Origin of the sequence: Streptomyces sp. Ru71, assembly GCF_002920535.1 — a bacterium.
Taxonomy (GTDB): Bacteria; Actinomycetota; Actinomycetes; order Streptomycetales; family Streptomycetaceae; genus Streptomyces.
The window spans coordinates 1-25,390 of sequence record NZ_PQSS01000025.1 but is presented as its reverse complement, the minus strand read 5'-3'; the positions used below and the strand labels follow the sequence as shown (position 1 = coordinate 25,390).

Below are 25,390 nucleotides of genomic sequence, written 5' to 3'. Positions count from 1 at the left end.
GATGAGCCGAGTCGGGTGGTGGACGTTGTGCTGATGCAGGGGTTCGCGGGGTTCATGTGGCTGCTGTACCTCGCGATGCTGGCGATGGCCGTGGTGGCCTTCGTGATGGCCGCGATCTTCCGTGAGGACGCCTACCGCGCCGCCGACAAGCAGAACAAGGGCTTCTGGCTGATCATCCTCGGCGTCGCCGTGGCGGTGAACCTGCTGGTGCCGATGCTCTTCCTGCAGCTCGCGGGCCTGGTCGCGTCCATCGTCTTCTTCGTGGACGTACGCCCCGCCCTGGCCCAGGTCCAGGGCCACCGCCGCCGGGGCCGCGGCTCCAGCAGCGACGGCCCCTACGGCCCGTGGAACGGCGGACGGTAGCCCCACCGGCGGCGGCGGGGCGGGCGGCTCAGGGCAGGCGGTCCAGCAGGACCACGGCCACGTCGTCCGTCAGCTCGCCGCCGTTCAGCTCGCGGGCCTCGGTGACCGCGGCCTGGATCAGGCTCTCGCCGCGCAGGCCCGCGGTGTAACGACGGGCGACCATGTCCACCATGCCGTCCTGGCCGAGCCGCTCGCGGCCCTCGCCGACGCGGCCCTCGATCAGCCCGTCGGTGTAGAGCATCAGGCTCCACTCGGAGCCCAGGTCCACCTGCATCCGCGGCCAGCGCGCACCCGGCAGCAGACCGAGCGCGGGGCCGTTGTTGTCGTACGGCAGCAGCCGGGGCCGGGAGCCGGGGCGCAGCAGCAGCGGGGACGGGTGGCCGGCCAGGCACAGGCCGGCGCGGCGGCCGTCCGGCGCGATGTCCACCGTGCACAGCGTCGCGAAGATCTCGTCGTCGCCGCGCTCGTGCTCCAGGACCTGCTGCAGCGTGCCGAGCAGCTCGTCGCCGCACAGACCCGCCAGCGTCAGCGCGCGCCAGGCGATGCGCAGCTCCACGCCGAGCGCCGCCTCGTCCGGGCCGTGCCCGCAGACGTCGCCGATCATGGCGTGCACCGTGCCGTCCGGGGTGCGGACGGTGTCGTAGAAGTCACCGCCGAGCAGCGCGCGCGAGCGGCCGGGGCGGTAGCGGGCGGCGAAGCGCAGCGAGGAGCCGTCCAGCAGCGGCGTGGGCAGCAGGCCCCGCTCCAGCCGGCGGTTCTCCTGGGCGCGCAGCCGGCCCTCGGCGAGCTTGCGCTCGGCCGTGTCGGAACGCTTGCGCTCGACGGCGTAGCGGATCGCGCGGCTCAGCAGCCGTCCGTCCAGCTCGTCGCGGAACAGGTAGTCCTGCGCGCCCACCCGCACGGCCTCGGCGCCGCGCTCGGCGTCGCTGGAGGCGGTCAGCGCGAGCACGGCGTGCCGGGGGGCGAGCTGCAGCACGTGCTTGAGCACGGCGAGCTCGTCGTGGTCACCGTCGGCGTCGGCGGGCCGGCCGGGCGCCGGCAGGGCGAGGTCCAGCAGGATGCAGTGGACGTCGTCGGTGAGCAGCCGCTCGGCCTCGGTGAGGTTGCGGGCGGTGCGCACCCGGATCGGCTTGCCGGCCGAGTCCAGCAGATCGGGCACGATCGGCGAGCCGCCGGGATCGTCCTGGATCAGCAGCAGTGTGAGGTTGTGGTGGGTGGTGGCGGCGTTGTCGACGACCGTGGCTTCCTTGCGCGGGGTCTCTTCCTTGGAGGGGCCACCTCGGTGGGCGGCCGGCGCCTGACCACTCTCCACGGCCGGGATCGCCCTGGGCCGCGGTACGGGTACGGGCATTGTCTTGGGTTCCTTCCCTCCCCCCGAGGGCATGGTGGGCGAGGGTCCTCGATCCACCGACGGGGACCATAGCGGGTGGGAGCGCGGTAAAGGAATGGTGTGAGACACGTCGCCCGGCAGGAGGCCACCGTCATATGCCGCGTTCCGTACCGCAGTTGGACAGGCGGGGTGCGCCGCGGGGATGACGAACGTCACGTCGGCGTGGAGTTTGGCCCTGTGATCGACGTGCGGTGGGTCACGTGACCGGGGTTACAGGGGTGTTGGGGCGCGTGCCCGGGGTCACGTGACGGGCGCTACAGGGGCCTCGGCCGGCCCGCCGGAGCCGCCCGTGCCGCTCACGCGTCGGGGCGGACGACGCCCAGGATCGGCATCGTGCCCGCCCCGGCGAGCGTCACCGTGCGCCCGGGGCGCGGGGCGTGGACGATCGCGCCGTCGCCGACGTACATCCCGACATGGCTGGCGTCGCCGAAGTAGATGATCAGGTCGCCCGGCCGCATGTCCTTGACGTCGACGTGCCGCAGCTGCCGCCACTGCTCCTGGGAGGTGCGCGGGATGGGCCGGCCGGCGTGCGCCCAGGCCTGCGAGGTCAGCCCCGAGCAGTCGAAGGTCTTCGGGCCCTCGGCACCCCACTCGTACGGCTTGCCGATCTGGGCCGTGGCGAAGGCGACCGCCTGCTTGCCCTGGCCGCTCGAAGCGGCCCTGACGTCCTTGAGTATCCCGGTGTCCAGCCAGGCGGTCTGCGCCTTGAGCGCGGCCTGCCGCTCCAGCTCGGCCAGGCGTGCCTTCTCCTTCGCCTCCAGCTGGGACTCCAGCTTCTCGGCCGCGGAGATCTGCTGGGTGATCTTCTGCTTGGCCGCCTCCTTGGCCTTGCGGTTGGCCTCCAGCTGCCGCCAGCGTTCCGAGGCGTCCGCGGCGTACTGCTTCAAGTCCTCCTGGGTGCGGGCCATTTCCCCGAGCATGCCCTTGGTGGCCCGCTGGCCCTGCAGGAGGCGGCCGGTGCCGTCGAGGAACTGCTGTGGGTCGTCGCTGAGCACCAGCTGGGCCTCGGGCGGCAGGCCGCCCGTGCGGTACTGGGCGCGGGCGGCGGCCCCGGCCCTGTCCTTCAACTGGTCGAGGCGCCGCTGCCCTTCGACGATCTTCTTGGCCAGCGCGACGATCTGCGCCGACTGCTGCTTGGACTGCTCCTCGGCGGCGTTGTAGGCGTCGGTGGCGACGGCCGCCTCGTGGTAGAGCTTCTCAAGCCGCTGCCGGACCTCTTCCAGGTCCTTGCTGGGCTGCGGGGCCCGCGAGGCGCCGGGAGCCGGGGTGGCGGGTGCGGAGGCCGCCGGGGACGGGGTGGGCGAGGGGCTCGCGAAGGCCGTACCCGGTGCCGCCAGCACGGTGACGGCGCAGACCACGGTCACTGCCGCCGTGATCAGGCTGCGCTTGCCCGCTGCCATACCTCATCCCCCAAAACTGATTTACCGTCAGTAACTTACCGGTGCCGGAGGGATCGTGCCATGTCCGCGCGAAAAGCGACAGAGGCAGTGCCTCGACCCCCCGGCCGGACGCGACGATCACCCCGCCCGTTCGACGAACGACCCCCGAAGATCGTTCCACCCGGCACCCAGATCACCCGATCCGGCGATCCGGGCCGGTGCGGCCCAGTTCAGCGACGCGGCGCCAACGCCTCCCAGGCCACGGTGACTTCCCCCTGCCGCCACCGCTTCGGCCCGTCCACGACCGGCCAGCCGGCCGCGACATCCCGCACCGCGCGCATCCACCGCTGCCGGGCGCCGTACGAGGCATAGGGCGCGGCGGCCGCCCAGGCGCGGTCGAAGTCCCGCAGGAACGCGTGCACCGGTTCACCGGGAACGTTGCGGTGGATGAGGGCCTTCGGCAGCCGCTCCGCGAGATCCGACGGCCGCTCAAGCGACCCGAGCCGGGTCGCGAAGGTCACCGTGCGCGGCCCCTCGGGCCCGAGCGCCACCCACACGTGCCGGCGCCCGATCTCGTCACACGTGCCCTCCACCAGCAGCCCGCCCCCGAATCCGCCTCCGGCCGGAGCGAGCCGCGCGCACAGCCGCTCCCACACCGCGGCGACCTCGTCCTCGTCGTACTGGCGCAGCACATTGGCCGCCCGGATCAGCGCCGGCCGCCCCGGCACCGGCACCTCGAACCCGCCGTGCCGGAAGACCAGCCCCTCCCGCTCGTAGGGCAGCGCCGCCGCGACCCGGGCCGGCTCGATCTCCACCCCGACGACACGCACGCGTGGCGCGACGGTCCGCAGCCGCGTCAGCAACTCCACGGCGGTCCAGGGCGCGGCCCCGTAGCCCAGATCGACGGCCACGGGCTCCGCGACCCGTCGCAGCGCGGCGCCGTGCACGGCCGCGATCCACCGGTCCATACGCCGCAGCCGGTTCGGATTGGTGGTCCCACGCGTAACGGTCCCCACGGGGCGACTCGAAGCACGGGAACTCATGGGTAGAGGGTATGCGCCGGGGTTGCTACGGGGTGCGCCAGCAGGTCCTCGGTACTGCGGTGGGCCGGGGGTGGGTTTGCGCAGCCCGGCGCGACGGGGTGCCTCCCCCAAGCTCTTCGAGCAGGGGGGGACCCCCAGCGCCCACCCGTGCCGCCCAAGCGGCACGACTGCCCGCAGCTACGGAGTGGGATACCCCCCACCCCGGCCCCGACCCACCCGCCGGCCGGAGGCGCTACACCAGCCACGACGCGACAGCGACGGGCCGCCGCAGGCATTCAAGGGGCGCGGGGAACTGCGCGAGCAACCACGACGACACCCGCAGACAAAAACGCACCCCACCCCCCCAGGCAAAATCACCCCCGCAGGAATGGGAACCCGCCCCCCAACGTTCCCCCTGTCGGAGAACCGTGCCCGCAGCAAGGAGGACCGCCACGTGAGCCACTACGTCAGCAGGCTCGGGCGCCGCTCCCCGTCCCCCGCCGCACGGCTGAGACTGCACCGCAGGCCCCGCCGCGTGGCCATGCTCTCCGTGCACACCTCCCCGCTCCACCAGCCCGGCACCGGCGACGCCGGCGGCATGAACGTCTACATCGTCGAGCTCGCGCAGCGCCTCGCCGCGATCAACATCGACGTGGAGATCTTCACGAGGGCCACCGCAGGCGGCCTCGACCCCACCGTGCAGCTCGCCCCCGGCGTCCTCGTGCGGCACATCGACGCCGGCCCCTACGAGGGCCTCGCCAAGGAGGACCTCCCCGCCCAGCTGTGCGCCTTCACGCACGGCGTCATGCAGGCGTGGGCCGGCCACCGCCCCGGCTACTACGACCTCGTCCACTCCCACTACTGGCTCTCCGGCCACGTCGGCTGGCTGGCAGCCCAGCGCTGGGGCGTCCCCCTGGTGCACGCCATGCACACCATGGCCAAGGTCAAGAATGCCAACCTCGCCGACGGCGACACCCCCGAGCCCGCCGCCCGAGTGATCGGCGAGACCCAGATCGTCGCCGCCGCCGACCGGCTCATCGCCAACACCTCCGAGGAGGCCGACGAGCTGGTCCACCACTACGCCGCCGACCCCGGCAAGGTCGCCGTCGTCCACCCCGGCGTCAACCTCGGCCGCTTCCGCCCCGCCGACGGCCGGGCGGCGGCCCGAGCCCGCCTGGGCCTGCCCCAGGACGCCCTGATCCCGCTCTTCGCGGGCCGCATCCAGCCCCTGAAGGCCCCCGACATCCTGCTGCGCGCGGTCGCCGCCCTCCTCGACGAGCGCCCGGAGCTACGCGCCCGCACCCTCGTACCCGTCGTGGGCGGCCCCAGCGGCAGCGGCCTCGCCAAGCCGGAGGGCCTGCAGAAGCTCGCCGCCCGGCTCGGCATCGCCGACGTCGTACGGTTCCGCCCGCCCGTCGGCCAGGAGCAGCTCGCCGACTGGTTCCGGGCCGCGTCCGTCCTCGTCGTCCCCTCCTACAGCGAGTCCTTCGGCCTGGTCGCCATAGAGGCACAGGCCACCGGCACCCCGGTGCTCGCCGCGTCCGTCGGCGGCCTGCCGGTCGCGGTGCGCGACGGCGAGACCGGCTTCCTGGTGCAGGGGCACGACCCGAAGGCGTACGCGCGCGTGCTGGGCCGTTTCGCCGACGACCCGCAGCTCACCGCCCGCCTCGGCGGAGCCGCCGCCCGGCACGCCCAGTCCTTCGGCTGGGACACCGCGGCCGCCGCCACCGCCGACGTGTACACGGCCGCGCTGCATGCCCACCGCCGTCGCGTACGCTCGCACCATGGGTGAGGTAGAGAAGCCGACAGGTGACGTCATCGAGGGCGTACTGCGGGACGCCGAGCTGGAGTGGGAGAGCCCCGAGCCGGGCCACTTCGTCGTCAAGCTCCCCGGCACCCACAAGCTGTCCACGACGGTCTCACTGATCGTCGGCCGCCACTCCCTGTCCCTGAACGCCTTCGTCATCCGCCACCCCGACGAGAACGAGGCCGGCGTCCACCGCTGGCTCCTGGAGCGCAACCTCAAGCTGTACGGCGTGAGTTACGCCGTCGACGGCCACGGCGACGTGTACGTCACCGCCCGCCTCCCGCTCGCCTCGGTGACCCCCGACGAGATCGACCGCCTCCTGGGCCAGGTCCTGGAGGCGGCCGACGGGGCGTTCAACACGCTGCTGGAGCTGGGCTTCGCCTCCGCGATACGCAAGGAGTACGCCTGGCGGACGGCCCGCGGCGAGTCCACGCGCAACCTGGACGCGTTCACCCACCTCACGCAGCGGCCGGACTGACCTACTTGGTCTTCGCGGGCTTGTCGAGCTCGTCCGCGAGCGCCCGCAGCGCGTCGGCCAGGTCCTTCTTCGTCGGCAACTGGTCGACCTTCTGGTTCAGTTCGTCGATCTTCCGGTTCAGCTCGGCCAGGTCGACCGGGGCCGACGGCGAGGGGCTGGGCGGGGTGGACGGACTGGGATCGCCGTCGCCGCCACCGACGACACCGCCGGACCCACTCACGGACCCACCGTCGCCACCGCCGTCCACGCCCTCGGACCCACTCACGGACCCGCCATCCACACCACCGGAGTCGCCCCCACCGGACCCCCCGGCCACGCCGCCGGTGTCACCCCCGGACGTGTCGGCCGGGGTGCTGTAGGAGGGGGTGGGCGGGGTCGTGGAGCCGTCCCCGTCGGCCGCGAGGGCGGCGCCGACGGCGAGCGCGACCAGGGCCGCAGCCCCGGCGACGGCGGTCGTGACACGGCGGGCGCGCAGGGATCTGGGGGCGGAGGAAGTACGGGTGTCCTGTGTCTCGTCCATGACCCGGGACGCTATCCGAACAAACGTACGGAAGGGCCCCTTCCGCAGATCTTCCCGGCCCCAACCCCAGCCCCAACGCCGGCCGCAGCTCCCGGCCTCAACTCCCCGTGCTCGGAAACAGATTGCCGTGCAGGATGGGATAACCGACGAAGGTGAACATCCGCTGTCCCGCGGGCAGCGTCCCCGTCTCGCCGGTGAACCGGTGCTCGCCGACGCCGTGCGGGATCTCCGGGCCCGAGACCCACACCGGTTCGAAGCCGCGCTTTTCCAGCCACGCACACACGTTTGTGTCGTGGTGCCGGGTCCGCGTCCACACCACCGTGCCGCCGCTGCGGCACAGCTGCGCGCAGTGGTCGAGGGTGCGCTCGATGTCCTTGTCGGTGAGGTTGCCGAGGACGCCGCACAGCAGAACCAGGTCGGCCGGGGCGTAGGCGGTGTAGTGGTCGGTGAGCGCCGCGTCGCCGCACACCACGTCGACCCCGTCCAGGCCGGCGGCCGCGGCCGCCGCGCGCGCGGAACGCACGTTGCGCTCGTCCAACTCCACCAGCCGCGCCCGCACATCACCCCGCCGCGGATGCCGGGCCAGTACGCCGATCAGGTCCCGGCCCTGCCCCGCGCAGAGGCTGACGGCCGTGAGCGGACCCGGCGGTGCGACGTCGAGGGCGTGCCGGACCCGCTCCTGGACGAGAGCGAGACGCCGGCCGAGGTAGGAGTCGGGGATGTCGTAAGCGTCGTGCCACGCATGCCAGTCCATGACCGCAGACTACGGAAGCGTCCGGCATTCAACCATGGCGCAAAGTAGCGTATTTGGCCGGAGTCACACCCACCAACTTCCGGAAATGGCGCGTGAGATGGGCTTGGTCGTAGAACCCGGCCTCAGTGGCGACCGCGCTCGCCGGCTGCCCGTCCAGCAGCAGCCGCCGGGCCCGCTCCACCCGCCGCGACGTCAGGTACTGGTGCGGCGCGATGCCGTAGGCGCCGCTGAACGCCCGTACCAGATGGGCGGGATGGGCCTGCACCACCCGCGCGGCCTCCTCCAGGGTGATGCCCTCGGGCACGCGCGCGTCGAGCAGTTCGCGCAGCCGGCGGGCGAGGGCGGGGTCGGGGCGGCGGGTCCCGGCCCCGGCTGCCGGCCGGGGCCGCAGGTGGTCGCGCAGCCGTTCGGCGACGAGGGTCAGCCGGCTCTCGGCCTCCAGCTCCTCCCCGGGCCGGGCCAGCGCCGCGTGCACCTGCCCCACCCGCCGCCGCAGCAGGGGATCGCGCAGGTCGGGTGAGTCCGCGGCCGAGCCGATGAGCTCCTCGCCGAGCCGGGAGAAGTCGAGGTAGAGGACGCGCTTGCGGAAGCCGTGCGCGGTGGCGGGGGCGCCGTTGTGCGCGACGTGCGGCGGCAGCAGGGAGACCGTGTCGCGCAGGGTGCCGTGCTCGTGCCGCTCGATGTCGTAGCGCACGGCGCCGTCGTCGACGATCAGCAGCGTCCACGCGGCGTGCACGTGCATGGGGTAGGCGTACTCGGTGAAGTGGGCGTGGAAGACCTCGACGACCCCGGGGACGCGGGGCCGCCAGGCGGACACCTCACGCTGCGCGGCCATGCAAAGAACGTACAAGACGGGATGGTCCGCCGCGGGACAGTCTCAAGGCATGAACGACGCAGAACCTCAAGGCATGAACAACGCGGCGGAAGCGCAAGGCATCGAACCGATCCGCTTCGACACCAAGATCGCCATCCTGCTGCGCGAGGACCTGGAGCCCTGGCAGCGCCTCAACGTCACCGCCTTCCTGGTCAGCGGCCTCGGCACGCGGCTCCCCGAGGTGATCGGGGAGCCGTACGAGGACGCGGACGGAACGGACTACCTGCCGATGTTCCGCCAGCCGGTGCTGGTCTTCGAGGGGACGAAGGAGACGCTGACGGCGGCCCACGCGCGCGTGCTGACCCGCGCGCTGCCCCGGGCCGTCTTCACGTCGGACCTGTTCACCACGGGCAACGACCGCGACAACCGGGCGGCGGTCCGCGCCGTACCGACGGCGGAGCTCGACCTGGTGGGCCTGGCGGTGTACGGCCCGCGCAACGCGGTGGACAAGGTGCTCAAGGGCGCGCGGATGCACCCGTGACCTCGGCGGCGGGTGCCGGTTCCGGCGCGGGCTCCTCGTCGGGCAGCCGCCGCATGAGCAGGGCGTACCCGGCACCGGCCACGGTCCCCACGACCGCCGTCAGCCCCCACAGCCACCCGGCCCCGTACCGGTCGATGACCGCACCGGCCATCAGCGGCGCGACCAGGGCGGCCACGGACCACGACAGGGTGTACATGCCCTGGTAGCGCCCGCGCCCGTGCACCGGCGACAGCCGTACGACGAGACCGGTCTGGGTCGGCGCGTTGACGATCTCGGCGAGGGTCCACACGCAGACGGTGAGCGCGAAGACGCCGACCGACCCGGCGAAGGCGGTGAGCCCGAAGCCGTATCCGGCGAGCACGGAGGACACGACGAGCAGCCGGCGCGGGTCCCGGTGCTCGATGAACCGGGTCACGGGGATCTGCAGGACGACGATGAGGACGCCGTTGACCGCGATGGCCAGCCCGTAGTCGGCGGGTGTGAACCCGGCCTCGCCCATGGCGACGGGCAGCCCGACCGAGCCCTGCTGGAAGATCAGCGCGACGAGGAAGGACAGCCCGACGACGCCCATGAACCGCCCGTCGCGCAGCACGGTCCCCAGGCCCACGTCGGGCTCCTTGGGGCCGCCGCCGACCTGGACCGGCCGCGACTCGGGCAGCTTGAGGAAGACGACGATCGCGCACACCAGCGTCATGCCGGCCTCGATGAGGAACCCGGCGAGGTAGCTGACCTGGGCGATGAAGCCTGCGGCCATCGAGGAGACGGCGAAGCCGAGGTTGATCGCCCAGTAGTTGAGCGAGAAGGCCCGCACCCGGTCCTGGGGCGGCACGATGTCGGCCATCATCGCCTGCACCGCGGGCCGGGAGGCGTTGGAGGCCATGCCGACCAGGAAGGCGACGGCGGCGATGGCGACCGGATCGGTCATGAACCCGAGCAGCGCGACGGAGGCCGCGGTGGCGAGCTGCGCGATCAGCAGGGTGGGCCGCCGCCCGAGCCGGTCGGCCATGACCCCGCCCGCGAGGGAGGAGACGACCCCGCCCAGCCCGTGCAGGGAGGCGACCAGGCCGGCGTAGGAGGCGGAGTAGCCGCGGTCGAGGGTGAGGTAGAGGGCCATGAAGGTGGCCACGAAGGCGCCGAGCCGGTTGACGAGGGTGCTGGTCCACAGCCACCAGAAGGCGCGGGGCAGGCCGGCGACGGACTCCCGGGCGGCACGTCTGAGACTGGGCAGTGCGGCGGACGGCATGGTGGAGGTCCCCCCGAGGGATGTAAGCGGCGCGACAGGTAACCGCAACTTACAAAGCCGATGCGCGGGAGACCACTCGATTAACAAACCCCGTCAACCGTCCGCGGTGCGAGCGCCCGCGTCGCCGCCCGGGGGCCTTCGATTACGCTCATCCTTATGGCCGACGCACCGTACAAGCTGATCCTCCTCCGCCACGGCGAGAGCGAGTGGAACGAGAAGAACCTGTTCACCGGCTGGGTGGACGTCAACCTGACCGCGAAGGGCGAGAAGGAGGCGACGCGCGGCGGTGAGCTGCTCAAGGACGCCGGCCTGCTCCCCGACGTCGTCCACACCTCCCTCCAGAAGCGCGCCATCCGCACCGCCCAGCTCGCCCTGGAGTCGGCGGACCGCCACTGGATCCCGGTCCACCGCACCTGGCGCCTGAACGAGCGCCACTACGGCGCCCTGCAGGGCAAGGACAAGGCGCAGACCCTCGCCGAGTTCGGCGAGGAGCAGTTCATGCTGTGGCGCCGCTCCTACGACACCCCGCCGCCGCCGCTGTCGGAGGACTCCGAGTTCTCCCAGGCGCACGACGCCCGCTACGCGACGATCCCGCCGGAGCTGCGCCCGGACACCGAGTGCCTCAAGGACGTCGTCGTCCGCATGCTCCCCTACTGGTACGACGGCATCGTCCCCGACCTCCTGACCGGCCGCACGGTCCTGGTCGCCGCCCACGGCAACTCCCTGCGCGCCCTGGTCAAGCACCTGGACGGCATCTCCGACGCCGACATCGCGGGCCTGAACATCCCGACGGGCATCCCCCTGTACTACGAGCTCGACGCCGACTTCAAGCCGGTCACCCCCGGCGGCAAGTACCTCGACCCGGAGGCAGCGGCAGCAGCGATCGAGGCCGTGAAGAACCAGGGCAAGAAGAAGTAGCTCCCCTGATCACGCCCCCTCCCCGCGCACACGGTGCGGGGCAGGGGGCTTGGTCGTGGCCCGGGCCGGGGCGAGTGGGGCTTTCCGTCGGTCAGCGGATGCGCCGGGCGGCCTCGTCCAGGAACGCGTGGACAGCCTGTTCGAACTCGGTTTCCATGCCGCGCAGTGCGTCCCGGTCCTCCGCCTCGTCCAGCGCGGCGATCTTGGCGGAGATCGCGTTCATCAGCCGGCGGAGGGCCGGGTCGTCCGCCACCAGGTGGAGGTGGAAGGCGGCGGCTTCGGCCGCGGCTCCCAGTCTGTCGGCTTCTATCTGCGCGGTCATCCAGGCGTCCTGGTCGGGCGGGGACGCCCTGCGGCGGAACCACAGGGTGATGACGCCGCGCTTGAGTTCCGTGACGGCGACGGCGTAGCCGCTGCAGGCGGCCAGACGCTCCTGCCGCCGACGTTCTTCCCTCGCGGCGGCGTTCGCGTGCTCGGTCGTACGTCGCTGGAACACATACGTGGTCAGTGAGCCGATCAGTGTGCCGGCGACGGCCACCAGGGCGGCCAAGACGGTGTCCACGCCGGCGAGTCGACCACATCCCGGGCCGCATGGCCATGGCCTCGCCGCTCGCATGGTCCGGCTGCCGGGCCTCGCGGGTGAATTCGGGCCGGTGGTGTGTGGCGGGGGCGCGAGGCCGGGAAGGCCGTTGGGTGTTGGCGGACCAGTGACGAGCCGGGAGCGGCCATGCCGAAGTTCCTCATTCAGGCCACCTACACGCCCGAGGGCACCAAGGGGTTGCTGAAGGAAGGGGCCAGTGGGCGGCGGGCGGCTGTCGAGCGGGTTGTCGGCGGGCTCGGGGGGAGCGTCGAGGCCATGTACTTCGCCTTCGGGGAGGACGACCTCGTGCTCGTCATCGACCTCCCCGATCCGGTGTCCATGGCCGCGATCAGCCTCACCGTCAAGGCCAGCGGCGCGCTGACGACCCGGGCCACTCCTCTGCTCTCCGTCGACGAGATCGACCAGGCCACCCGGCGGCAGGTCGACTTCCGCGCCCCCGGGGCGTAGGGGCCGGGGGCTCAGACCGACAGCGGGACCGGGTGGACCTCGTCCGCCCTGTGCCCCGCGCGTTCGTGGATGCGCTGGACCGCTTCGGCCGAGGGGGCCTCGGACAGGCAGAAGACCTCGCCGGACTCCGGATCCGCCCAGGCCTTCTCGAAGTGGACGCTCTCGTCACCCTCGATGGCGAGGTCGGCGTTGTGCGCCTCCATCAGCTGGTCCGCCGTGATGCCCTTCATCCCGTGGTGGACGTCCATGAACTTGGGCATGGTCCGCACCTCCTTCTTGGTCGGGTGCGCGAAGCCCCTGTCTTCGTCCTCCTCTCATGCTCCGCCCGCCCGGCGGGCACGGCGACCGTACGGGTCGGTAGCCTGCGGGCATGGGGCGGACGGCGTGGGGGATCGGCGGGGCGAGCGCGCTGCTCGTGCTCGCGGCCGGCTGGTGGTACGCGGAGGGGGACGCCGCGCATCCCTTCGGGGACCGGCGTGCCTGCGCGCACTCCGACGTGCCGCTCGACCAGGCGCTCGGTGCGACGGGGCTGTCGCTGCCCGCCGGTGCCGAGGACGTTCACTACGTGTCGCACGCGGCCGCGGCGAGCGGTGAGGTCCGGCTCGCCGTGTCCCTGCGCAGCAGCAGACACGCGCTGCGGGCCTATCTGCGGGACAGCCACCTCGTGCCCGACGTCGACGATCTCGACGACTACAACCACGGCGACGCCGGCAACGACCCCGCCACGCTGGGCCTGTGCGGGGGCGCGCGGGCCATCCTGGCGCCCGCGGCGCAGGTAGATCAGCGGCGCGCGGCGGCTGACGGCAGCGCCCAGACGGTGTCGGTCGCCTTCCAGCTGAGCCCGGCCGGCACCATCCGGGCCACCGCCGACGTGCAGATCACGGTCCGCGCGGGCGGCTGACCGGCACGCCGAAGGCCCCGGCGGCGCCGTGGCGGCGGCCGGGGTCCTCGGCGTCGAATCAGCGGATCAGCCGCACTGGCACGGGTTGCCCGACTGGCAGCCGCATCCGCAGCCCGAGCCGCAGCCGCAGGCGCCTATCAGGGTCAGGTTCCTGATCTCGGCGCTCTGTTCGGTCGGGCGTTCCTGGGTGGGGTCGGACGTGGTACCGGGCGTGCTGGGGGAATCGGCCATGGTTCCTCCTATACGAGGCTCGTGCCTGTGCCCATTGCATGCCCGGTCCGTCGGGCGCATCAACGGCGCATACGAGCGCGCGCGGTCCATCGCGCGCCCCCGGCTGCGTCCCGTCAGGCGCCGTCCGCGCCCGGCACCGGCTGGATGTCCTGCTGGAGCTCGTCCGCGTGCTCACCCGTGACCAGATACACCACCCGCTTGGCGACCGCGACCGCGTGGTCGGCGTAGCGCTCGTAGTAGCGGCCCAGCAGGGTGACGTCGACGGCCGTCTCGATGCCGTGCTTCCAGCGGTCGTCGATCAGGTGCTGGAAGAGCGTGCGGTGCAGCAGGTCCATCGCGTCGTCGTCCTGCTCCAGCTGCAGTGCCAGGTCGACGTCCTTGGTGATGATCACCTCGGCCGCCTTGGCCATCAGGCGCTGCGCGAGCTGGCCCATCTCCAGGATCGTGGCGTGGATGTCCTGCGGCACCGCCCGCGCCGGGAAACGCAGCCGGGCGAGCTTGGCCACGTGCTGGGCCAGGTCGCCGGAGCGCTCCAGGTCGGCGCTCATGCGCAGCGAGGTGACGACGATCCGCAGATCGGTGGCCACCGGCTGCTGCCGCGCCAGCAGCGCTATGGCTCGCGCCTCCAGGTCGTGCTGCAGCTCGTCGACCTTCTGGTCGGCCTCGATCACGCTCTCGGCCAGCTTCAGATCGGCGTCCAGGATGGCGGTCGTGGCGCGTCCGATCGCCGACCCGACCAGCCGGGCCATCTCCACCAGACCGTCGCCGATCGAGTCCAGTTCCTCGTGGTACGCGTCCCGCATCTAGGTTCCCTCTCGTGCGTGTCGTCCGGGGTTCCGGGGCAGGGGTCCCGACCCCACGCTCCCACGTTCCGTCCCCTACGCGTCCGGTTCCGCCACCCCAAATGAACCAATCCTGGCCCCAAGGTGAACTCTGAGCGACGAGTGTTCGAGCTGACAGCCGGACGGCTGTGGGCATGTCGTACCCCATGCCTAACCTGGTGGCATGGACGTGAACGCGGCGGTCGCCGCAGCGGCAGCGATCGCCGGGGTGCTCACCGGCGTGATCGCCATGCTGGCGTTCCGCTGGAGCGAGCGGGAGCAGAAGCGCCCCACTCGTACTTCTCTGCACACCGAGGCCGTGCTCCCGCCCGGCGTCGACACCGTCCTGTCCGTGCTCCGCTCCTCCGCCGTCGTCCTCGACGAGGCGGACGCCGTGGTCAAGGCCAGCTCCGCCGCGTACGCCCTCGGGCTGGTGCGCGGCGGCCGGCTCGCCGTCGAGCCGATGCTCCAGATGGCCCGGGACACCCGCAGGGACGGGGAGATACGGCAGGTCGAGCTGGATCTGCCCCGGCGGGGCACCGGACGGGGCGAGGCGCTCGCCGTCTCCGCGCGGGTCGCCCCGCTCGGGTCGCGGCTGGTGCTGCTGCTGGTCGAGGACCTCACCGAGGCCCGGCGCATCGAAGCGGTCCGGCGGGACTTCGTGGCCAATGTGAGCCATGAGCTGAAGACCCCGGTCGGCGCGCTCTCCCTGCTGTCCGAGGCCGTGATGGACGCCTCCGACGACCCGGAGGCCGTGCAGCGGTTCGCCGGGCGCATGCAGATCGAGGCCACCCGGCTGACCAACCTGGTGCAGGAGCTCATCGACCTCTCCCGGGTGCAGAACGACGACCCGCTGGAGGACGCCGAGCCGGTCCGGGTCGACGAGCTGGTCGCCGAGGCCATCGACCGCTGCCGGCACCAGGCGGGCACCAAGCAGATCACCATGGCCGCCGGCGGCACCGCCGACCTGGCCGTGTGGGGCAACCGCGGGCAGCTCGCCGCCGCCCTCGGCAACCTCGTCGAGAACGCAGTCAACTACTCCCCGGCCCGCACCCGCGTGGGCATCGCCGCCCGGCGCCTGACCGCGCCCGGCGGGGACATGATCGAGATCGCCGTGACCGACCAGGGCATCGGCATCTCCGACAAGGACAAGGAGCGCATCTTCGAGCGCTTCTACCGGGTCGACCCGGCCCGTTCCCGTGCCACCGGAGGCACCGGCCTGGGTCTGGCCATCGTCAAGCACGTGGCCGCCTCGCACGGCGGGGAGGTCACGGTGTGGAGCGCCGAGGGACAGGGCTCCACCTTCACCCTGCGACTGCCGGAGGCGGGTGCGGGCCGGGACCGCGCCCAGCAGCACCCCGACCTCGAAGGCGAGGACGACCCCGACGGGGCCGGCCGGTCCGCCGAGCCGTCGCGCGGCTCGTCCCACACCCCCGACTCATCCGCGTACGAAACGCTTTCCGCCCCGGAGGTCCTTCCGTGACCCGAGTGCTCGTCGTCGAGGACGAGGAGTCCTTCTCCGACGCCCTGTCGTACATGCTCCGCAAGGAGGGCTTCGAGGTGGCCGTGGCGGCCACCGGCCCCGACGGACTCGACGAGTTCGAGCGCAACGGCGCCGACCTCGTCCTCCTCGACCTGATGCTGCCGGGGCTGCCCGGTACGGAGGTGTGCCGTCAGCTGCGCGGCCGCTCCAACGTCCCCGTGATCATGGTGACCGCCAAGGACAGCGAGATCGACAAGGTCGTCGGCCTGGAGATAGGGGCCGACGACTACGTCACCAAGCCCTTCTCCTCCCGCGAGCTGGTCGCCCGCATCCGCGCGGTGCTGCGCCGCCGCGGCGAGCCGGAGGAGGTCGCGCCGGCCGCGCTGGAGGCCGGCCCGGTCCGCATGGACGTCGACCGGCACGTGGTGACCGTCGGCGGTTCCAAGGTCGACCTTCCGCTGAAGGAGTTCGACCTGCTGGAGATGCTGCTGCGCAACGCCGGCCGCGTGCTGACCCGTATGCAGCTCATCGACCGCGTGTGGGGCGCGGACTACGTGGGCGACACCAAGACCCTCGACGTCCACGTCAAGCGGCTGCGCGCCAAGATCGAACCGGACCCGGGGGCGCCGCGCTACCTGGTGACGGTGCGGGGGCTCGGCTACAAGTTCGAGCCGTAAAGCCCACGGGCACCCCGAGCTGGAAGGCAACGGCACCACGACGACGAAGGGCGGCACCCCTCACGGGGTCCCGCCCTTCGTCGTCACGTGTCCGCGGCTCAGTGGCCGGCCGACTGCGAGGCCGAGGCCTGGCTGCTCGGGTTGCCCGAGGCCGACTGTGACGGCGACTGCGACGGGCTCGCCGAGGAGGACGCCGACGCGGAGCCGGACGGCGACTGCGACGGGCTCTGCGCCGGGGCGCTCGGGACGTCGCTCGGGCCCCAGTCGCTGAAGTAGCTGGTGGCCGGGACGACGAACGCGGCCAGCGTCACGTCACCGGTCTTGCTGAAGGTGAAGGTCACCTTCTGCACGTTGCCGTTCTGGACGGCCTCGCGGCCGGACGCCAGGATCGCCGACGCGTTGCCCTTGCCGCCGATGACGACGGAGCCATGGGCCGGGACGGTCACCTTGCCCTTGCCGCCGACCGGCTTGAGCTCGACGTTCTGGCCGGAGCCCTCCACCTTGACGGCGTCCAGGGTCTGGTCGGTGCCGCTGGAGTTGAACAGGGTGGCGGAGACGGCGGCCGGGCCGGTGGACTCGCGGTCGGGCTGGGTGATGACGGTCGCGTTCTGGATCTTGATGTCCCCGACGCTCGTCGCCGCGTTGTCCGGCTTGATCTGCAGGGTCTGGCTGTCGTTACCGGCGCCGCAGGCGGCCAGCGAGGCGATCGAGAGGGCGGTGACGGAGGCGGCGAGGGCGCCGCGTCGAAGGCTGCTGCTCACGGCGGCGGCAACTCCTTGAACGCAGGGGCAGCTTTCCTTGTAAAGCCGCCCTAAGGGTCAGTCAGCGGGCTTAGGTTACCGAGCCGTTCCCACGCAGCCGCACCCGACCCTCCCCCGAACCCCCGGATCGCTCAGCAGGCGGTACCCGCACAGGGGGTGACCGGGGCCCCTTCGGCCGTCAGTTGCCACAACTGACTCACCAGTCACATTGACCACTCGCTTCGTCCGCCATTCACATAAGTCGTCGCAGGTCTCCGTCACTCCGGTCGGCGAATTTTCCGTGAAGAATGCACGGCCGTCACCGGAATTGATCACACCCGATGAGCCGGCCCCTTCCTGATCGGTTCGAGAGCGCTTGCCGCGCGCTTCCCGGTACGGCGTGATCAATTCCGGATTCGACTCGTAACCGTCTCCATGGGGCCGAACGGAGTAGCGGAAGTCGCACGCTTGGAACCGGACATTTTGTGATGTTCGGCCCTCCGCAGGAGGCCCCCGAAGGCTGTGACGGGCGTGTTTCAGGCGCCCCGAGAAGCGGCTCCCACCTGCGAATACCTGCCTCCGGTCGCCCCGCGCAGCACGTCCCCGTCGCTGTTGTCAAGCCCCGAGATATGCCCTGACCTGCGAAAACGCCATTCAGAAGACGCCGTATCCGTGTTACCCTGGATAGCCACGGAAGGGGTACCTGTCACATGACGTTCAAGGTTGGCGACACCGTGGTCTATCCCCATCACGGGGCCGCGCTGATCGAGGCCATCGAAACTCGCCAGATCAAAGGCGTGGACAAGACCTACTTGGTGCTGAAGGTCGCCCAGGGTGACCTGACGGTACGTGTGCCAGCGGACAATGCGGAGTTCGTCGGCGTACGTGATGTGGTCGGTCAGGACGGGCTCGACCGGGTCTTCGAGGTGCTGCGCGCGCCGTACGCCGAGGAGCCCACGAACTGGTCCCGTCGCTACAAGGCAAATCTGGAGAAGCTCGCCTCCGGCGATGTCATCAAGGTCGCGGAAGTCGTGCGTGACCTGTGGCGTCGTGAGCGCGAGCGCGGACTCTCCGCGGGTGAGAAGCGCATGCTCGCCAAGGCACGCCAGATCCTGGTGAGCGAACTCGCCCTCGCGGAGAACACGAACGAGGACAAGGCCGAGGCCCTCCTCGACGAGGTTCTCGCTTCCTGACGCGGCCCCGTCCGCCTCAGTTCAGCACGGTGTGAAATGCCGCGGTGCCCGATGACGCAACAGCTGTCGCCGGGCGCTGCGGCATGTTCGTATCCACCGCTGCGTACGCTACGCATCCGTACGTTTCGTATCCGCGCACGTGACGCCACTGCCGTCCAAGCCGTCCTGCCGTACACGGGGAACCCCCGCTGCCGCGGTGCCGGGCCCGGGCTGCCCGCCCGACCAGGGTCACGGAAGGGTCCGGTCAGAGCGTCGCGCGCCCGGCACGGTGAGGCCATACCCACCCGGGCCGAGCACACAAACCTGACAGGAACCGATGTCTGAGGTATCGCGTCCTTCGATCACCGAACCACGCACGGCTGTGGTGATTCCGGCCGCCGGGCGTGGCGTGCGTCTGGGGCCGGGCGCCCCCAAGGCACTGCGCGCGCTGAGCGGCACGCCCATGCTGGTGCACGCGGTGCGCGCCATGGCGGCGTCCCGTTTCGTCTCCCTCGTCGTCGTGGTGGCCCCGCCGGACGGGGCGGGCGAGGTCAAGAGCCTGCTCGACGCGCACGCGCTGCCCGAGCGCACGGATTTCGTCGTGGTGCCCGGCGGACAGACCCGTCAGGAATCGGTCAGGCTGGGTCTTGAGGCGCTGCCGCCCGAGTACGACATCGTGCTGGTGCACGACGCCGCGCGGCCGCTGGTTCCCGTCGACACCGTGGACGCGGTGATCGAGGCCGTGCGCGAGGGCGCGGTCGCCGTGGTTCCCGCGCTGCCGCTCGCGGACACCGTCAAGGAGGTCGAACCGGCCGCCGAGGCGGGCGAGCCGGAGCCGGTTCTGGCCACGCCGGAGCGGGCGCGGCTGCGGGCCGTGCAGACCCCGCAGGGCTTCGAGCGGGCCACGCTGGTGCGGGCGCACGAGACCGTCACGGACGACGTCACCGACGACGCCGGCATGGTCGAGCGGCTCGGCGAGCGGGTCGTGGTGGTGCCGGGCCACGAGGAGGCGTTCAAGGTGACGCGGCCGCTGGACCTGGTCCTGGCGGAGGCCGTGCTCGCGCGCAGGAGGCTGAACGATGGGTTCTGAGGACGTGGTGCTCCCGCAGGTCGGCATCGGCACCGACATCCACGCCTTCGAGGACGGCCGCGAGCTGTGGTGCGGCGGGCTGAAGTGGGAGGGCGAGGGGCCCGGCCTGGCCGGCCACTCCGACGCGGACGTCGTCGCGCACGCGGCGTGCAACGCGCTGTTCTCCGCCGCCGGTCTCGGTGACCTGGGGCAGCACTTCGGCACCGGGCGGCCCGAGTGGTCCGGCGCGTCCGGTGTCACCCTGCTGACGGAGGCGGCGCGGATCGTGCGCGCCGCCGGCTTCCGGATCGGCAATGTCGCGGTGCAGGTCGTCGGCCCCCGGCCGAAGATCGGCAAGCGGCGGGCGGAGGCGGAGAAGGTGCTCTCCGAGGCGGCGGGGGCGCCGGTGTCCGTCTCCGGGGCGACGACGGACGGGCTCGGCTTCCCCGGCCGGGACGAAGGACTCATGGCCGTGGCGACGGCACTCGTGGTGCGGGTGGGCTGACCGGCCGGTTCGCGGGGCCGGCCGGCCCCGAGGTCACGAAACCGTGCCTTGTCGGCCCAAGGGCGCGAGGCACTCGTCCGTGCCCACTACCCTGGATGCGTGACGATTCGCCTGTACGACACCAGCGCCCGGCAGATCCGTGACTTCACCCCGCTCACGCCGGGTTGTGTCTCGATCTACCTGTGTGGCGCCACCGTGCAGGCGGCCCCGCACATCGGGCACATCCGCTCCGGGCTGAACTTCGACATCATGCGCCGCTGGTTTCAGTACCGCGGCTACGACGTGACGTTCATCAGGAACGTCACCGACATCGACGACAAGATCATCGCCAAGGCCCATGAGCAGAACCGGCCCTGGTGGTCGATCGGTTACGAGAACGAGCGCGCCTTCAACGACGGCTACAGCGCCCTCGGCTGCCTCCCGCCGACCTACGAGCCGCGTGCCACCGGGCACGTGACCGAGATGGTCGAGATGATGCGCACCCTCATCGAACGCGGGCACGCCTACGAGGCCGACGGCAGCGTCTACTTCGACGTGCGCTCCTGGCCCTCGTACCTGGAGCTGTCCAAGCAGGACCTGGACGAGATGCGCCAGCCTGCCGAGGAGGGCATCACCGGCAAGCGCGACCCGCGCGACTTCGCGATGTGGAAGGCCACCAAGCCGGGCGAGCCCGACTGGGAGACGCCGTGGGGCCGGGGGCGTCCGGGCTGGCACCTGGAGTGCTCGGCCATGGCGCACAAGTACCTGGGCTCCGCCTTCGACATCCACGGCGGCGGGCTCGACCTGATCTTCCCGCACCACGAGAACGAGATCGCCCAGGCCAAGGCGTTCGGCGACGACTTCGCCCAGTACTGGGTGCACAACGCCTGGGTCACCATGAGCGGCGAGAAGATGTCGAAGTCGCTCGGCAACAGCGTGCTCGTGTCGGAGATGGCCAAGCGGTGGCGGCCCATCGTGCTGCGGTACTACCTGGGCACCCCGCACTACCGCTCGACCATCGAGTACAGCGAGGACGCCCTGCGCGAGGCCGAGTCCGCGTTCGCCCGGATCGAGGGCTTCGTGCAGCGGGTGGTGGAGAAGGCCGGCGAGGTCGAGCCCGCCGCCGAGGTGCCGCCCGCCTTCGCCGAGGCCATGGACGACGACCTGGGCGTCCCGCAGGCCCTCGCGGTGATCCACACGACGGTCCGGCAGGGCAACAGCGCCCTGGCCGCCGACGACAAGGACGCCGCCGTGGCGCGGCTCGCCGAGGTGCGGGCGATGCTCGGCGTCCTCGGGCTCGACCCGCTCGACGCGCAGTGGGCGGGCGAGAACGACCGGGGCGACGACCTGCACGGCGTCGTCGACAGCCTCGTACGGCTCGTCCTCGATCAGCGTGAGTCCGCTCGCGCCCGCAAGGACTGGGCCACCGCGGACGCGATCCGGGACCAGCTCGGGCAGTCGGGGCTGGTCATCGAGGACAGCCCGCAGGGGCCGCGCTGGAGCCTCGGGGCCCGCTAGAACACCGCGAATGTGCCGCCCGTCGCCATGGGCGGCACACTTGCACTGACGTACGTACACCACGCATCACGAAGACAGGTAGGTCATGGCCGCGAACAACCGTCGCATGTCCGGCAAGAAGGGCGCGCAGGTCGGCAGTGGCGGCAAGCGGCGCCGGGGCCTGGAGGGCAAGGGCCCGACCCCGCCCGCCGAGATGCGCAAGGGCCACGCCAAGCAGCGTGCCGCCCAGGCGAAGGCCCGCCGCGCGCAGGGCCGTGCGCCGCAGCGCCGGGGCGCCGGCAAGTCCCCCTCCGAGCTGGTCGTCGGCCGCAACCCGGTCGTCGAGGCGCTGCGTGAGGGCGTGCCCGCCTCCACGCTGTACGTCCAGCAGTTCATCGACAACGACGAGCGGGTGCGCGAGGCGCTGCAGCTCGCCGCCGAGCGCGGTGGCATCAACCTGATGGAGGCCCCGCGTCCCGAGCTGGACCGGATGACCAACGGGCTCAACCACCAGGGGCTCGTGCTGCAGATCCCGCCGTACGAGTACGCCCACCCCGAGGACCTCGCCGACGCCGCGGCGGACGACGGTGAGGACCCGCTCATCGTCGCCCTCGACGGTGTGACCGACCCGCGCAACCTCGGCGCGGTCGTGCGGTCCGTCTCCGCCTTCGGCGGGCACGGTGTCGTCGTGCCCGAGCGGCGCGCGGCCGGGATGACCGCCGGCGCCTGGAAGACGTCCGCCGGTACGGCCGCCCGCACGCCCGTGGCGCGGGCGACCAATCTGACGCGGGCGCTGGAGGCGTACAAGAAGGCCGGGATCATCGTCGTCGGCCTCGCCGCCGACGGGGACGTCGAGCTCGGTGAGCTGGACGCGCTCGGCGGGCCGGTGTGTGTCGTCGTCGGCAGCGAGGGCAAGGGCCTGTCCCGGCTCGTCGGCGAGACCTGCGACTACCGGGTGCGCATCCCGATGCCGGGTGGCGCCGAGTCGCTGAACGCCGGTGTCGCGGCGGGCATCGTGCTGTACGAGGCGGCGCGGCGCCGTAGCTGAGGGCCTGCGGTGCGGCGCCATGTCTGAAGGCCTGTGGCGCGGCGCCGTGGCTGAATGCCTGTTCGCCGGTGTCCCCCACACGGGGGATTCCGGGCGATCGGGACAACCTTGACGGGGTCCGGACAGATCCGCACGGTCAAGGCAGTGTCCTAACCACACATCACTCGGTTAGATGAGTGTGGACACCAGAACACCCCGCACACCCACGGGGGACCGCTCGTCGGGATTCGACGACGCTCCCGCGCTGAGCATGGTGAAGGTGCCGAGCGATCCGGCGCAGATCATCGTCACTCACGCGAGCTTCCGCGTGCAGCTGGGTGCGTCGTCCGTGCGCACCAGATCCCCGCGGATCGCGCGGCACGTGAGCGCCACCCAGGACACCGCCCGCGCGCCCCTCGCCGGTGCCGCGCACGCCGCCGACACGGCCGCCGGGGCCCGCCGCCGACCCGTCGTCTGGAGCGGCAGGTCCGCCCCCGACGACACCGGCGCCCACCGCCTCCTGCAGGCCGTGCGGGCCGGCAGCGTCGGCCACGCCGAGCCGTCGGCGGCCGACGCCGGAGCCACGCAGGTGCTGCCCCGCGTCGAGCCGGGCCACCCGGGCCACCCGGGCCACGACTTCGGCTACGACGAGCTGGACCGGACCGTCGAGACGCCCGTCGTCGGCGCCCAGCGCACCTCCGACGAGGGCGCCGGCACCCGGCTGCTCCCCGCCATGCGCACCGTCGGCAGCGCCTACGACGAACCCGGATACGGGGACGCGAACGGGGCCGCCGGATACGAGGGCGAGGCCGGGGACGGATACGCCGGATACGGGCCCGGACCCGGGTACGCCGAGCAGGAGCAGCGTGACGAGTCCGGGGCGCGCAAGCGGCACGGGGACGATCCCGCGCGGCACGCGTACTACCCGCACCGGCGCATGAACCTCGGCGTCGTCCTGCTCCCGCTGCGCATCTTCCTCGGCTTCATCTCCATCTACGCCGGCATGGGCAAGCTGTGCGACCCCGTCTACTTCGACGGCGGCAAGCGCGGCTCCATGGTCAAGTGGCTCAACACCCTGCACCCCTGGGAGGTCGCCGAACCGCTGCGCCAGTTCGCCCTGCACCACCCGGTCGGCTCCGGGCTGGTCATCGCCTTCCTCCAGGTGCTGGTCGGGGTGCTGACCGTCCTGGGCTGCTGGCAGCGGGTCGCGGCCGTGGTCGGCGCGCTGCTGTCGGCCGCGCTCATCGTCACCGTCAGCTGGAAGACCGTTCCCGCCTACGACGCCCCCGACATCATCTACCTCGCCGCCTGGTCGCCGCTGATCATCGCCGGCGCCCCCGTCTACTCCGTCGACGGCCGGCTCGCCGCGAGCGCCTGGCGGCGGCTCGGACCGCGCTCCGACATCTGGGAGCTGCGGCGCTATGTGCTGCGCCGCGGTGCGCTGATCACCGTGATCGTCACCGGTCTCACGCTGCTCGTCGGCTCGCTGCTCGGCGGTGCCGTCCGCGACGCCGACCGGGTGGTCGTGCCCGGGCCCGGGGAGGCCCCGCGCAACGAGCTGCCCGGCTCGCCGCTTCCGCAGGAGCCCGACGACCGGTCGTCGGCGCGGCGCACGCCGTCCGCGTCCACCGCGCCGACCCAGGGCGCGACGTCCGCGGGGCCCTCGCACGAGGCCGGCACGCCGGGCGCGCGGCGTTCGTCGGGTACGGCGACCAGTGGGCCCAGCCAGACGCAGGGCAGCGCCGGGCAGGCGCCGTCGCGGCAGTCCTCCCCGGCCGGTCAGGAGCCGAGCACCAGCTCCGGGCCGACCTCCGGGGGCACCGCGTCCGGCGGGTCCGGCAGCGGGGGCGGTTCCGGTGGCTCCGGCTCCGGCGGCTCCGGCTCCGGGGGTTCCGGTTCCGACCAGTCCGGCCTTGTGGGCGGCCTGTTGGGGTAACGGAGCCGGTGGGCGGGCTGCTCGGGAAGCCCACCGGCTGAATGTTCCTCGGTCCTGTTGTCGGCCGGCCCGGCGGTCGTTCGTGGTTGATGGGGTCCTGCGCCTGGGGGTGCGGGGCCCCTTGTCGTGGTTCAGGGGTTGGTTGTCTTGCGGTTCGTTGTCTTCAGCGGCTCAAGGACGCCAGTTCCTTCGCCGCCTCGGTGAGGTCCTTCGCCGTGTCGATAGCCCGCCAGTACGCGCCGTGCGGGATCGGGAAGCCGGCCAGGCGGCGCTGGCGGGCCAGGTGCGGGAACGTGGTGCGCTCGTGGTCGCCGCGTTCCGGGAGGAGGTCGGCGAAGGCGGGGGAGAAGACGTAGACGCCCGCGTTGATCTCGAAGGTGGAGGGGGGCGCCTCGATGAAGTCGGTGATGTGACCGAACCCGTCCGTCTTCACCGCGCCCCAGGGGATGCGGGGGCGGGCCAGGGCGAGGGTGGCCATCGCGTCGCGCTCGGTGTGGAAGTCGGCCATCTCGCGCAGCGAGAAGCGGGTCCAGATGTCGCCGTTGGTGGCGTACCAGGGGAGGTCCGGGTGCGGCAGGTGGGCGGCCGCGAAGCGCAGGCCGCCGCCGCGGCCGAGGGGCTCGGACTCCACGACGGTCGTGACGCGTACGGGGAGGTCGGCCGACTGGAGCCAGTCCTGGAGCACTTCGGCGAGGTGGCCGCAGGAGATGACGACGTCCGTGACGCCCTCGTCGGCGAGCCAGGCCAGCTGGTGGCCGATGATCGGCGTGCCCGTGCCGGGGATCTCGACCATCGGCTTGGGGCGGTCGTCGGTGTACGGGCGCAGCCGGGAGCCTTGGCCTCCGGCCAGGATGACGGCTTGGGTGGGGCGGGACGCGGCGTGCGGGTGGGTCATGCCCGAAGCCTAGGCGGCGGCGGGGGGTTGGTTTGGTGCGGGTGGGTGTGTTGTAGGGGCCGTTTTCGTCTGCGGGTGTGTGGGTGGTTGCTCGCGCAGTTCCCCGCGCCCCTGAAATGCCTGCGGCGGCCCGTCGCTGTCGCGTCGTGGCTGGTGTAGCGCCTTGGGCCGGTGGGTGGG

The 25,390-nt window shown here is 72.2% G+C and carries 28 protein-coding genes; 15 read left to right on the top strand and 13 right to left on the bottom strand.

The features are described 5' to 3' along the window. Window positions 1–33: 33 nt before the first annotated feature. Complete coding sequence (locus tag C3489_RS17230) at window positions 34–363, top strand: DUF2516 family protein (protein ID WP_374936750.1); 330 nt, start codon at window positions 34–36, stop codon at window positions 361–363. A gap of 28 nt (window positions 364–391) precedes the next feature. Here the strand turns inward: C3489_RS17230 and C3489_RS17225 are convergent, their stop codons facing one another. The 3 genes from C3489_RS17225 to C3489_RS17215 form a co-directional block, all read right to left on the bottom strand. Beyond that, window positions 392–1,714 (bottom strand): PP2C family protein-serine/threonine phosphatase, encoded by a 1,323-nt coding sequence (locus C3489_RS17225; RefSeq protein WP_103782722.1) that lies wholly within the window; start codon window positions 1,712–1,714, stop codon window positions 392–394. 335 nt (window positions 1,715–2,049) lie between these two features. Continuing rightward, on the bottom strand, window positions 2,050–3,153 hold the full coding sequence (locus tag C3489_RS17220) for a C40 family peptidase (protein WP_103782721.1): 1,104 nt from the start codon (window positions 3,151–3,153) through the stop codon (window positions 2,050–2,052). A gap of 209 nt (window positions 3,154–3,362) precedes the next feature. Then, window positions 3,363–4,175, bottom strand: coding sequence for an SAM-dependent methyltransferase (locus C3489_RS17215; protein ID WP_103782720.1), 813 nt, complete (start codon window positions 4,173–4,175; stop codon window positions 3,363–3,365). 433 nt (window positions 4,176–4,608) lie between these two features. Between C3489_RS17215 and mshA the strand changes: the two genes are divergently transcribed. Then, the gene (gene mshA / locus C3489_RS17210; protein ID WP_103782719.1) at window positions 4,609–5,946 is read left to right on the top strand and encodes a D-inositol-3-phosphate glycosyltransferase; all 1,338 of its coding nucleotides are present in this window, start codon (window positions 4,609–4,611) and stop codon (window positions 5,944–5,946) included. Continuing rightward, window positions 5,939–6,439 carry a YbjN domain-containing protein gene (locus C3489_RS17205; protein WP_103782783.1) on the top strand — a complete coding sequence of 167 codons (501 nt, stop codon included), beginning with the start codon at window positions 5,939–5,941 and terminating at the stop codon, window positions 6,437–6,439. The genes mshA and C3489_RS17205 overlap by 8 nt, the downstream gene beginning before the upstream one ends. Window position 6,440: 1 nt before the next feature. On the opposite strand, the gene C3489_RS17200 is transcribed toward C3489_RS17205, so the two are convergent. From C3489_RS17200 to C3489_RS17190, 3 genes are all read right to left on the bottom strand, one after another. Then, complete coding sequence (locus C3489_RS17200) at window positions 6,441–6,959, bottom strand: hypothetical protein (RefSeq protein WP_258054738.1); 519 nt, start codon at window positions 6,957–6,959, stop codon at window positions 6,441–6,443. 97 nt (window positions 6,960–7,056) lie between these two features. After that, window positions 7,057–7,713, bottom strand: coding sequence for a class I SAM-dependent methyltransferase (locus C3489_RS17195; protein ID WP_103782718.1), 657 nt, complete (start codon window positions 7,711–7,713; stop codon window positions 7,057–7,059). A 28-nt stretch (window positions 7,714–7,741) separates the two neighbouring features. Continuing rightward, on the bottom strand, window positions 7,742–8,548 hold the full coding sequence (locus C3489_RS17190; protein WP_103782717.1) for an AraC family transcriptional regulator: 807 nt from the start codon (window positions 8,546–8,548) through the stop codon (window positions 7,742–7,744). A gap of 49 nt (window positions 8,549–8,597) precedes the next feature. Between C3489_RS17190 and C3489_RS17185 the strand changes: the two genes are divergently transcribed. Continuing rightward, window positions 8,598–9,068 (top strand): DUF2000 domain-containing protein, encoded by a 471-nt coding sequence (locus C3489_RS17185; protein WP_103782716.1) that lies wholly within the window; start codon window positions 8,598–8,600, stop codon window positions 9,066–9,068. On the opposite strand, the gene C3489_RS17180 is transcribed toward C3489_RS17185, so the two are convergent. Further along, the gene (locus C3489_RS17180; protein WP_103782715.1) at window positions 9,043–10,311 is read right to left on the bottom strand and encodes an MFS transporter; all 1,269 of its coding nucleotides are present in this window, start codon (window positions 10,309–10,311) and stop codon (window positions 9,043–9,045) included. The genes C3489_RS17185 and C3489_RS17180 overlap by 26 nt on opposite strands. A 156-nt stretch (window positions 10,312–10,467) precedes the next feature. Between C3489_RS17180 and C3489_RS17175 the strand changes: the two genes are divergently transcribed. Beyond that, window positions 10,468–11,229 (top strand): phosphoglyceromutase, encoded by a 762-nt coding sequence (locus tag C3489_RS17175; protein ID WP_103782714.1) that lies wholly within the window; start codon window positions 10,468–10,470, stop codon window positions 11,227–11,229. Window positions 11,230–11,320: 91 nt separating this feature from the next. Here the strand turns inward: C3489_RS17175 and C3489_RS17170 are convergent, their stop codons facing one another. Beyond that, a complete protein-coding gene (locus C3489_RS17170) occupies window positions 11,321–11,791 on the bottom strand; it encodes a hypothetical protein (RefSeq protein ID WP_103782713.1) in 471 nt (156 codons plus the stop codon). Between the two features lie 165 nt (window positions 11,792–11,956). Between C3489_RS17170 and C3489_RS17165 the strand changes: the two genes are divergently transcribed. Next, on the top strand, window positions 11,957–12,277 hold the full coding sequence (locus tag C3489_RS17165; protein ID WP_103782712.1) for a GYD domain-containing protein: 321 nt from the start codon (window positions 11,957–11,959) through the stop codon (window positions 12,275–12,277). Window positions 12,278–12,288: 11 nt separating this feature from the next. Here C3489_RS17165 and C3489_RS17160 read toward each other — a convergent pair whose 3' ends face one another. Continuing rightward, window positions 12,289–12,537, bottom strand: a complete 249-nt coding sequence (locus C3489_RS17160; protein ID WP_103782711.1) for an SCO4226 family nickel-binding protein — start codon at window positions 12,535–12,537, stop codon at window positions 12,289–12,291. Between the two features lie 110 nt (window positions 12,538–12,647). On the opposite strand from C3489_RS17160, the gene C3489_RS17155 reads away from it, so the two are divergent. After that, complete coding sequence (locus C3489_RS17155; protein WP_103782710.1) at window positions 12,648–13,178, top strand: hypothetical protein; 531 nt, start codon at window positions 12,648–12,650, stop codon at window positions 13,176–13,178. A 66-nt stretch (window positions 13,179–13,244) separates the two neighbouring features. On the opposite strand, the gene C3489_RS17150 is transcribed toward C3489_RS17155, so the two are convergent. Together C3489_RS17150 and phoU are read right to left on the bottom strand one after the other, a co-directional pair. Beyond that, window positions 13,245–13,409, bottom strand: a complete 165-nt coding sequence (locus C3489_RS17150; protein WP_181139710.1) for a hypothetical protein — start codon at window positions 13,407–13,409, stop codon at window positions 13,245–13,247. A 113-nt stretch (window positions 13,410–13,522) separates the two neighbouring features. Continuing rightward, window positions 13,523–14,212: a phosphate signaling complex protein PhoU gene (gene phoU, locus C3489_RS17145; RefSeq protein ID WP_103782709.1), complete on the bottom strand. Its 690-nt coding sequence runs from the start codon at window positions 14,210–14,212 to the stop codon at window positions 13,523–13,525. A gap of 202 nt (window positions 14,213–14,414) precedes the next feature. Here phoU and C3489_RS17140 point away from each other — a divergent pair, with 202 nt between their 5' ends. Both C3489_RS17140 and C3489_RS17135 read left to right on the top strand, forming a co-directional pair. Beyond that, window positions 14,415–15,713: a cell wall metabolism sensor histidine kinase WalK gene (locus tag C3489_RS17140; protein WP_103782708.1), complete on the top strand. Its 1,299-nt coding sequence runs from the start codon at window positions 14,415–14,417 to the stop codon at window positions 15,711–15,713. Continuing rightward, on the top strand, window positions 15,710–16,390 hold the full coding sequence (locus tag C3489_RS17135; RefSeq protein ID WP_030734890.1) for a response regulator transcription factor: 681 nt from the start codon (window positions 15,710–15,712) through the stop codon (window positions 16,388–16,390). Before C3489_RS17140 ends, C3489_RS17135 begins: the two co-directional genes overlap by 4 nt. 98 nt (window positions 16,391–16,488) lie before the next feature. Here the strand turns inward: C3489_RS17135 and C3489_RS17130 are convergent, their stop codons facing one another. After that, window positions 16,489–17,151, bottom strand: a complete 663-nt coding sequence (locus C3489_RS17130) for a DUF461 domain-containing protein (RefSeq protein WP_103782707.1) — start codon at window positions 17,149–17,151, stop codon at window positions 16,489–16,491. Between the two features lie 689 nt (window positions 17,152–17,840). Between C3489_RS17130 and C3489_RS17120 the strand changes: the two genes are divergently transcribed. The 6 genes from C3489_RS17120 to C3489_RS17095 all read left to right on the top strand — a co-directional run bounded on the left by C3489_RS17120 (window position 17,841) and on the right by C3489_RS17095 (window position 24,315). Continuing rightward, window positions 17,841–18,323, top strand: coding sequence for a CarD family transcriptional regulator (locus C3489_RS17120; RefSeq protein WP_003953493.1), 483 nt, complete (start codon window positions 17,841–17,843; stop codon window positions 18,321–18,323). Between the two features lie 316 nt (window positions 18,324–18,639). Then, complete coding sequence (gene ispD, locus C3489_RS17110; protein ID WP_103782705.1) at window positions 18,640–19,392, top strand: 2-C-methyl-D-erythritol 4-phosphate cytidylyltransferase; 753 nt, start codon at window positions 18,640–18,642, stop codon at window positions 19,390–19,392. Next, entirely contained in the window at window positions 19,382–19,876 is a 495-nt protein-coding gene (gene ispF / locus C3489_RS38700; protein WP_181139709.1) for a 2-C-methyl-D-erythritol 2,4-cyclodiphosphate synthase, read from the top strand. Before ispD ends, ispF begins: the two co-directional genes overlap by 11 nt. Before the next feature lie 99 nt (window positions 19,877–19,975). Continuing rightward, a complete protein-coding gene (gene cysS, locus C3489_RS17105) occupies window positions 19,976–21,373 on the top strand; it encodes a cysteine--tRNA ligase (RefSeq protein ID WP_181139708.1) in 1,398 nt (465 codons plus the stop codon). Window positions 21,374–21,458: 85 nt separating this feature from the next. After that, the gene (gene rlmB / locus C3489_RS17100; RefSeq protein ID WP_103782704.1) at window positions 21,459–22,400 is read left to right on the top strand and encodes a 23S rRNA (guanosine(2251)-2'-O)-methyltransferase RlmB; all 942 of its coding nucleotides are present in this window, start codon (window positions 21,459–21,461) and stop codon (window positions 22,398–22,400) included. A 172-nt stretch (window positions 22,401–22,572) separates the two neighbouring features. After that, complete coding sequence (locus tag C3489_RS17095; protein ID WP_181139707.1) at window positions 22,573–24,315, top strand: DoxX family protein; 1,743 nt, start codon at window positions 22,573–22,575, stop codon at window positions 24,313–24,315. A gap of 163 nt (window positions 24,316–24,478) precedes the next feature. On the opposite strand, the gene C3489_RS17090 is transcribed toward C3489_RS17095, so the two are convergent. After that, complete coding sequence (locus tag C3489_RS17090) at window positions 24,479–25,210, bottom strand: nucleotidyltransferase family protein (protein ID WP_103782702.1); 732 nt, start codon at window positions 25,208–25,210, stop codon at window positions 24,479–24,481. Between the last annotated feature and the right edge of the window lie 180 nt (window positions 25,211–25,390).

Excerpts from the sequence above, each read along its gene's own strand:
- C3489_RS17205 (WP_103782783.1), top strand. The coding sequence starts at position 5,939 with ATGGGTGAGGTAGAGAAGCCGACAGGTGACGTCATCGAGGGCGTACTG.
- C3489_RS17175 (WP_103782714.1), top strand. The coding sequence starts at position 10,468 with ATGGCCGACGCACCGTACAAGCTGATCCTCCTCCGCCACGGCGAGAGC.
- ispD (WP_103782705.1), top strand. The coding sequence starts at position 18,640 with ATGTCTGAGGTATCGCGTCCTTCGATCACCGAACCACGCACGGCTGTG.
- C3489_RS17180 (WP_103782715.1), bottom strand. The coding sequence starts at position 10,311 with ATGCCGTCCGCCGCACTGCCCAGTCTCAGACGTGCCGCCCGGGAGTCC.
- C3489_RS17140 (WP_103782708.1), top strand. The coding sequence starts at position 14,415 with ATGGACGTGAACGCGGCGGTCGCCGCAGCGGCAGCGATCGCCGGGGTG.
- C3489_RS17160 (WP_103782711.1), bottom strand. The coding sequence starts at position 12,537 with ATGCCCAAGTTCATGGACGTCCACCACGGGATGAAGGGCATCACGGCG.
- C3489_RS17120 (WP_003953493.1), top strand. The coding sequence starts at position 17,841 with ATGACGTTCAAGGTTGGCGACACCGTGGTCTATCCCCATCACGGGGCC.
- C3489_RS17200 (WP_258054738.1), bottom strand. The coding sequence starts at position 6,959 with ATGGACGAGACACAGGACACCCGTACTTCCTCCGCCCCCAGATCCCTG.
- phoU (WP_103782709.1), bottom strand. The coding sequence starts at position 14,212 with ATGCGGGACGCGTACCACGAGGAACTGGACTCGATCGGCGACGGTCTG.
- C3489_RS17215 (WP_103782720.1), bottom strand. The coding sequence starts at position 4,175 with ATGAGTTCCCGTGCTTCGAGTCGCCCCGTGGGGACCGTTACGCGTGGG.
- C3489_RS17155 (WP_103782710.1), top strand. The coding sequence starts at position 12,648 with ATGGGGCGGACGGCGTGGGGGATCGGCGGGGCGAGCGCGCTGCTCGTG.
- C3489_RS17230 (WP_374936750.1), top strand. The coding sequence starts at position 34 with ATGCAGGGGTTCGCGGGGTTCATGTGGCTGCTGTACCTCGCGATGCTG.
- C3489_RS17150 (WP_181139710.1), bottom strand. The coding sequence starts at position 13,409 with ATGGCCGATTCCCCCAGCACGCCCGGTACCACGTCCGACCCCACCCAG.
- C3489_RS17220 (WP_103782721.1), bottom strand. The coding sequence starts at position 3,153 with ATGGCAGCGGGCAAGCGCAGCCTGATCACGGCGGCAGTGACCGTGGTC.
- C3489_RS17190 (WP_103782717.1), bottom strand. The coding sequence starts at position 8,548 with ATGGCCGCGCAGCGTGAGGTGTCCGCCTGGCGGCCCCGCGTCCCCGGG.
- C3489_RS17195 (WP_103782718.1), bottom strand. The coding sequence starts at position 7,713 with ATGGACTGGCATGCGTGGCACGACGCTTACGACATCCCCGACTCCTAC.
- C3489_RS17165 (WP_103782712.1), top strand. The coding sequence starts at position 11,957 with ATGCCGAAGTTCCTCATTCAGGCCACCTACACGCCCGAGGGCACCAAG.
- rlmB (WP_103782704.1), top strand. The coding sequence starts at position 21,459 with ATGGCCGCGAACAACCGTCGCATGTCCGGCAAGAAGGGCGCGCAGGTC.
- C3489_RS17090 (WP_103782702.1), bottom strand. The coding sequence starts at position 25,210 with ATGACCCACCCGCACGCCGCGTCCCGCCCCACCCAAGCCGTCATCCTG.
- ispF (WP_181139709.1), top strand. The coding sequence starts at position 19,382 with ATGGGTTCTGAGGACGTGGTGCTCCCGCAGGTCGGCATCGGCACCGAC.
- C3489_RS17095 (WP_181139707.1), top strand. The coding sequence starts at position 22,573 with ATGAGTGTGGACACCAGAACACCCCGCACACCCACGGGGGACCGCTCG.
- C3489_RS17225 (WP_103782722.1), bottom strand. The coding sequence starts at position 1,714 with ATGCCCGTACCCGTACCGCGGCCCAGGGCGATCCCGGCCGTGGAGAGT.
- C3489_RS17185 (WP_103782716.1), top strand. The coding sequence starts at position 8,598 with ATGAACGACGCAGAACCTCAAGGCATGAACAACGCGGCGGAAGCGCAA.